The organism is Lysobacter sp. Root916, assembly GCF_001429785.1.
GTDB lineage: Bacteria > Pseudomonadota > Gammaproteobacteria > Xanthomonadales > Xanthomonadaceae > Lysobacter.
The window spans coordinates 211468-217943 of record NZ_LMJF01000014.1; the positions used below are offsets into that span (position 1 = coordinate 211468).

General features: G+C 67.6%; 4 protein-coding genes. 3 read left to right on the plus strand and 1 reads right to left on the minus strand.

What is annotated here, in order from left to right:
* Nucleotides 1-32 precede the first annotated feature (32 nt).
* Nucleotides 33-695, plus strand: coding sequence for an alpha/beta hydrolase (locus tag ASE35_RS15755; RefSeq protein WP_056177565.1), 663 nt, complete (start codon nt 33-35; stop codon nt 693-695).
* Entirely contained in the window at nt 688-1788 is a 1101-nt protein-coding gene (gene zapE / locus ASE35_RS15760; protein WP_057160039.1) for a cell division protein ZapE, read from the plus strand. Before ASE35_RS15755 ends, zapE begins: the two co-directional genes overlap by 8 nt.
* 1040 nt (nt 1789-2828) lie before the next feature.
* Here the strand turns inward: zapE and ASE35_RS15765 are convergent.
* Entirely contained in the window at nt 2829-5171 is a 2343-nt protein-coding gene (locus ASE35_RS15765) for a TonB-dependent receptor (protein ID WP_057164442.1), read from the minus strand.
* Between the two features lie 169 nt (nt 5172-5340).
* Here ASE35_RS15765 and ASE35_RS15770 point away from each other — a divergent pair, with 169 nt between their 5' ends.
* Nucleotides 5341-6474 carry a phytase gene (locus ASE35_RS15770; RefSeq protein ID WP_057164443.1) on the plus strand — a complete coding sequence of 378 codons (1134 nt, stop codon included), beginning with the start codon at nt 5341-5343 and terminating at the stop codon, nt 6472-6474.
* The last annotated feature ends 2 nt before the right edge of the window (nt 6475-6476 follow it).

Below are 6476 nucleotides of genomic sequence, written 5' to 3' on the forward strand. Positions count from 1 at the left end.
GCCCGCTCACGCCCCCTCGGTATGATGCGCGCATGACCACCCCCGCCTTCCCCAGCGAAGCCTCCACCGCGCTGAGCCTGACCGGCCCGGCCGGCACCCTCGAGGCCATCGTAGAAGCCGCCGAAGACCAGCCGCGGCCGCTGGTCGCGATCGTCTGCCACCCGCTGCCCACCGAGGGCGGGACCATGCACAACAAGGTCGTGACCATGACCGCGCGCGCCCTGCGCGAGTCCGGCGCGGCCACGGTGCGCTTCAACTACCGCGGCGTCGGCCAGTCCGAAGGCGAGTTCGACCAAGGCCGCGGCGAAGCCGACGACCTGCGCGCGGTCGCCGCCTGGGTGCGCGCGACCCGCCCCGACGCCCAGCTGTGGCTGGCCGGCTTCAGCTTCGGCGCCTATGTCTCGCTGAAGCTGGCCGACGAACTCAAGCCCGGCATGCTGATCTCGATCGCGCCGCCGGCCGGGCGCTGGGACTTCGCCGGCATCGTCGCGCCCGACTGCCCCTGGCTGGTGATCCAGGGCGAGGCCGACGAGATCGTCGACCCGCAGGCGGTCTACGCCTGGATCGACAGCCTCAAGCAGCCGCCGGACCTGGTGCGCATGCCCGACACCAGCCATTTCTTCCACCGCCGCCTGATCGACCTGCGCGGCGCGATCAAGAACGGCATCAAGCCCTACCTGCCTGCGCATGAGTGAAGCCACCGCGGCGGCGCTGCCGTCCGCCGCCTATGCCGCCGGCGTCGCCCGCGGCGACTGGAACGACGACCCCGCCCAGCACCCCGCGCTGCGCGAACTCGACCGTCTCCATGCGCTGCTCAGCGAGCCGCCCAAGCGCGGCCTGTTCGACGGGCTGCTCGGCAAGAAGGCCGAGACGCCGAAGGGCTTGTATCTGTGGGGCGGCGTCGGTCGCGGCAAGACCTTCCTGATCGATCTGTTCTTCGATGGGCTGCCGATCCGCGAGAAGCGCCGCACCCACTTCCACCGCTTCATGCGCGAAGTGCACACGCAATTGCGCGCGCACGCGGGCGAGAGCGACCCCCTGGCCAAGATCGCGCGCCAATGGCGGCGCGAACTGCGCGTGCTGGTGCTGGACGAATTCTTCGTCATCGACATCGGCGACGCGATGCTGCTGGGCCGCCTGCTCGAACGCCTGTTCGCCGAGGGCGTGGCGCTGGTGACCACGTCCAACACCGCGCCACCCAATCTCTACGCCGAAGGCCTGCAGCGCGACCGCTTCAAGCCCGCGATCGCGCAGATCGAACAACACTGCGAAGTGCTGTTGCTGGACAGCGCGCACGACTACCGCCTGCGCGCGCTGACGCGCTCGCCGGTGTACCGCACCCCGCTGGACGCCGAGTCCGACGCCTGGCTGGGCGCGCGCTGGAAAGAACTGTCGATGGCCTGCCCCAAGGCGCAGGGCCCGCTGCATATCGACGGCCGCGACATTCCCGTGCGCGGCCTCGCCGAGGGCCACGCCTGGTTCGACTTCGCCGCGCTATGCGAAGGGCCGCGCGCGGCCAGCGACTACATCGAGATCGCCACCGAGCACCACACCGTGCTGCTGGGCGACATCCCGTTGTTCGATAGCCGCAACGAAGACCCCGCGCGCCGCTTCGTCACCCTGATCGACGAGCTGTACGACCGCCACGTCAACCTGGTCTGCACCGCCGCCGCCGCGCCCACCGAGCTGTACCGCGGCCACAAACTGGGCGGCGCCTTCGAACGCACGGCCTCGCGCTTGATCGAGATGCAGTCGGCGGAGTATTTGGCGTTGGAGCATCGGGGGTGAGGGGCGTTGCAGGCGCTGGTAACGGCTCTTAGCGTCGCGGTGAGTGCTTCAAATCCTGATCGGGCTGCAAGAGCAAATCCCCCTTAATCCCCCTTTTTCAAAGGGGGAAAGGCGCTGGACTCAGATCACTTCGGGTACGTCTCCACACTAGGTGGTGCGGAATAACTGTGCCGCATCGTGCGCATAACTCGTGCCACAAGGCCGTGCATCTCCTGCGTCGTCACCACACGTATCCATTGCGCACACACTCCCGCAACAACCGACTCCGTTACCCTGCCGCTGGATGGAGCTGACGCAATAGGAGGGGGGGAATGGGAGGATTAAGTCTGTGGCACTGGATCATCGTTCTGGGCTTGGGCGGCTGTTTCGCCTTGGTGGTGATCCTGATCATCGCCTTGTTGCGCATGCGCCGCGATAACTGACCGTGCGCGGCGCCGAGGCCGTCGTTGTGACGCCTCAACCCGTAGGGTGCGGTGAGCGCGAGCGAACCGCACCAACGTCGCATCGGTACGCGTACGCAACCTGTGGCGGCGTGAATTTTTCCGATCCGGACGTGCTCCGGAGGTAACGACGATGCGAGCGAACCCCGCGTGCGACGACCGCCGACCGTTGCGCCCGCGCCGCGCGATGGCCGTAGGGTGTGGTGAGCGCAAGCGAACCGCACCAGCGCAACTTCGGCACGGTCGCGAATCTCAAGGAAGCGCGCCTATGGCCAAACCCCGCCGGTCGCGGAGGCCACGACGATGCGGTTCGCTTGCGCTCACCGCATCCTACGATGGAGCGAAGCCCGCGTGCGACGACCGCTGACCATCGCGCCCGCGCCACGCGATGGCCGTAGGGTGTGGTGAGCGCAAGCGAACCGCACCAGCGCAACTTCGGCACGATCGCGAACCTCAAGCATGCGCGGCTATGGCCAAACTCCGCCGGTCACGCAGGCCACGACGATGCGGTTCGCTTGCGCTCACCGCATCCTACGCAGGCCGAACTCCGGGCGCGGCGACCATCGCCCGCCGCACCCAGCCCCAATTCGGACGGGTTGCTCAGAACCGATAACGCGCGATCAGCTGATACACCGGCCCAGCCTGCTCGCTCTCGCGTTCGTACTCGTCGTAATCGCGATCGATCTGGTCGGCCAGGGTGTCGAACTTGTTGAAGTACTCCTGCTTCTTGGCGTCCAGCAGGTTCGATCCGGTCAGGCGCAGCGAGAAGTTCTCGCCGAAGCGCTTCTCCACGAACACTTCCAGATCGGCGCCGTAGCGCGTGGTCACTTCCTCGGCCAACACGCGCGAGCGCACATCGCCCTGGCGGCGGTAGCTGGCGCCGAAGGCGATGCCGTAGTCGGCGATATCGTGGATGAAGCCGACGTTGTAGACGTAGCGCGACTGGTTGTTGAAACGGCGCTCGCCTAACTCGTCGTCCACCGAGCTGTCCAGCCAGGAATAGTTGGCGAACACGCCGGTGTTGGGCAGGCCCAACGCGGTCAGCGGTGTAGACAGGTCGAACTCGATGCCGTAGACGTAGCCGTCGCCGACATTGGCGGCGGTGTAGACGAAGCTGTCCGGGTCGAACTGCGGATAGCCGGGCGTGGCCGGGGTCGCGCCCGGATGATCGTCCAGGAACTCCTCCAGCTCGTCCTCGTAATCGTCTCGCGCGGTCGCGCTGGGTTCGCCGGTGTTGGCGATCTCGATCAGATCCTTGACGTCGCGGTAGAACAGATTGACGCCGACGATGCCGTGCCGGCCCAGGCGACGCTCGAAGCCCAGGTCCAGGCCCCAGGCGGTCTCCGGGTCCAGCTGCGGATTGCCGACGAAGTCGTTGTCGCCGTACTCCTCTTCCAGGGTCAGCGGCAGGATGTAGTTGAAGTTCGGACGGCGCACCGTGCGCGCCAGCGACAGGGTGATACGGTCGTTTTCGCTGACGTTCCAGCGCAGGTGCGCCGACGGCAGCAAGGTCGCGTAGTCGTTGGAGGCGCGCTCGTCGTCGTTGCGCACGTCCACCTCGGTGGTCTCGTAGCGCAGGCCCGCCTCCCAGTCGAAGACGCCGCCCTTGCCGGAGAACATCAGGTAGGGATCGACCCGGCGTTCCTCGATGGTGCTGCGGCTGCGCTCGAAGTCCGCGTACGGCGGCAGCGGAGCGCCATCGTCGTCGCTGTCGACCTCGCTGGTGCGCAGGGTGGTCTCGCGGTTCTTGGCGGCGGTGTCGACGCCGAACTCCAGCCGCACGCCGCCGCTGAGGTCGCGCTGGTGCGACAGCGACGCCGTGCGCTCGCTGTCGACCTGATCGGTGAGGATGCGCGTGCCCTCGCGCTCGTCGAACGAGGGCGGCGTGTCGTCGTCGTCGAAACTGCTTTCCTCCTCGGTGTCGGTGCGCTCGTCCTCGAAGCGGGAATAGCCCAGGTCCACGGTGGTGCGGCCGCCCAGCATGTCGAAGCGGTAGCTGCCCGACAGCGCCAAATTGTTCTGGTCGATGTCCACGACCTGGTCGTTGTCCGACAACAGGTGCGCGCGGTCGTTGAGGCGGGCGTCGTTGTACTCCAGCGAATGCTCGCGCTCGCTGCGGTCCGTGCGCACGTACAGGCCGCTCAGCGACAGGCGGCCGCTGCCGATGTCGCGGGTGTAGGACAGATTGGCCGAGTAATCGGTTCCGTCGCGGGTGTCGGTCTGGTTCTCGGCATCGGTGAAGTCGCCGCCCGGCTCCTCGAAACGGTCGCTGCGCTTGAGCTTGGGGTTGTAGCGGCCCTGCACGTTGAAGCCGCCGAGCAAGCGGCCCTCGCCGACCTGGCCGCCCATCACCGCGCCAGCCGTACCCTTGACCTCGCCGTCGTCGAAACGCAGCGCGCCCGCGCGCAGGTAACCGCCGTCGAACTCGTAGGCGTCGCGCAGCACGATGTTGAGCGCGCCCGCGACCGCGTCGCCGGAGCGATTCGCGCTGGGGCTACGGATGATCTCGATGCGCTCGACCAGTTCGGCCGGGATGCGGTCGACGAAGAACGAACGGTCGTCGCCCGCGCCGGGCACCTTCTTGCCGTTGATCAGGATCTGGGTATATGCCGAATCCAGGCCGCGCAGACGGGCGCCGTCGTACTCGAGCACATCGGATACGAAGGTCACACTGGGCACGCGCTTGAGCATGTCGCCCACGGTCAGCGGCTCGAAGCGCTGGAAGTACTCCAGATCGTAGGACAGCGTCGGCGCGACCGCCTCGGTGCGATTGCGATAGACGATATCGCCCTGCACCACCACGGCATCGAGATCGCGCGCATCGGCGGCGGCACTGGCGGCGGCGGTGCTGGCGGTCTGGGCGAGCGCGCCACCAGCGACGGCGAACAAAGCCGTGCCGGCGAGCGCGCGCGCCAGGCCGATGGCCAGGAGGGTCTTGGTCATTGCGGGTGTCCGCTTCGGGGAAGCGCGACTATCTACGTCACCTGCATGGCGGGACGATGACACCGCGCGCATTTGCCTCTGACGGGCAGATGTCCGCAAGCTGTCATCTGCACCGGCTACGCTCCGCGCGCCGCGGACCGTCGCTCCGCTCCCATCCAACGAGACCCTCATGCGCCTGCGTATCGCGCCGCCAGTCACCGTGTCTTTTATCGGTTTGTTGCTGTTGTCCGCCTGCGCCAGCGGCCGTGCCGAACGCGAGCCCGACGAAACCGGCGCCGAGCCCATGCTGGCGACCGCGAACGTGCCGCACCAGGTGATCCGCGAAGCCTTCCTCACCGCGCGCACGCCGGAAGAAAACGTGGATTCGCCCGCCTCGTGGATCGCGCCCGACGGCCGCGTGCTGCTGCTGGCCACCTCGAAGAAGACCAGCCGCCTGATGATCTACGACGGCGACACCGGCACCGAACTGCGCCGCTACGGCAGTGCCGGCGCCAAGCCCGGCCAGTTCCTGCGCCCCAACGGCATCGCCGTGCACGGCGACCGCGTCTACGTGGTCGAGCGCGACAACCACCGCGTACAGGTGCTGCAGCTGCCCGGCCTGGAATCGCTGGGCAGCTTCGGCAGCGACGAACTCAAGCAGCCCTATGGCTTGTGGGTGCGCGACAACGGCGCCGGCCAAGTCGAAGTGCTGGTCAGCGACGCTTATATGGCTGGCGAAGACGCCAACGGCGACGAAATCCCGCCGCCGCTGGCGGAGTTGAACGCACGCTACAAGCGCTACCAGGTCGGTACCGGCGCTGGCGCGTTCGAAGCGCGCTACCTCGGCGCCTTTGGCGACACCACCGAAGCCGGCGCCATCCGCGTACCCGAATCCCTGTGGGGCGACGTCGCCCACGACCGCCTGCTGATCGCCGAGGAAGACCTGAAGACCGGCACCGCCGTGCGCGAGTACGACCTCGCCGGCCGCTACCGCGGCCGCACCCTAGGCCTGGGCCTGTTCAAAGCGCAAGCCGAAGGCATCGCCCTGTGGACCTGCTCCGACGGCAGCGGCTACTGGCTCACTACCGACCAGTTCAAGGACCGCAGCCTGTTCCACGTCTTCGACCGCAAGACCCTCGCTCACCTGGGCGCGTTCTCTGGCGAAACCGTGGGCAACACCGACGGCGTATGGCTGCAGCAGCGGGCGACGAAGCGCTTCCCGCAGGGCGTGTTCTACGCCGTGCACGACGACATGGGCGTGGGCGCGTTCGATTGGCGCGATATCGCCAAGGCACTGTCGTTGCGCGAGAGTTGCGGCGGCTGAGG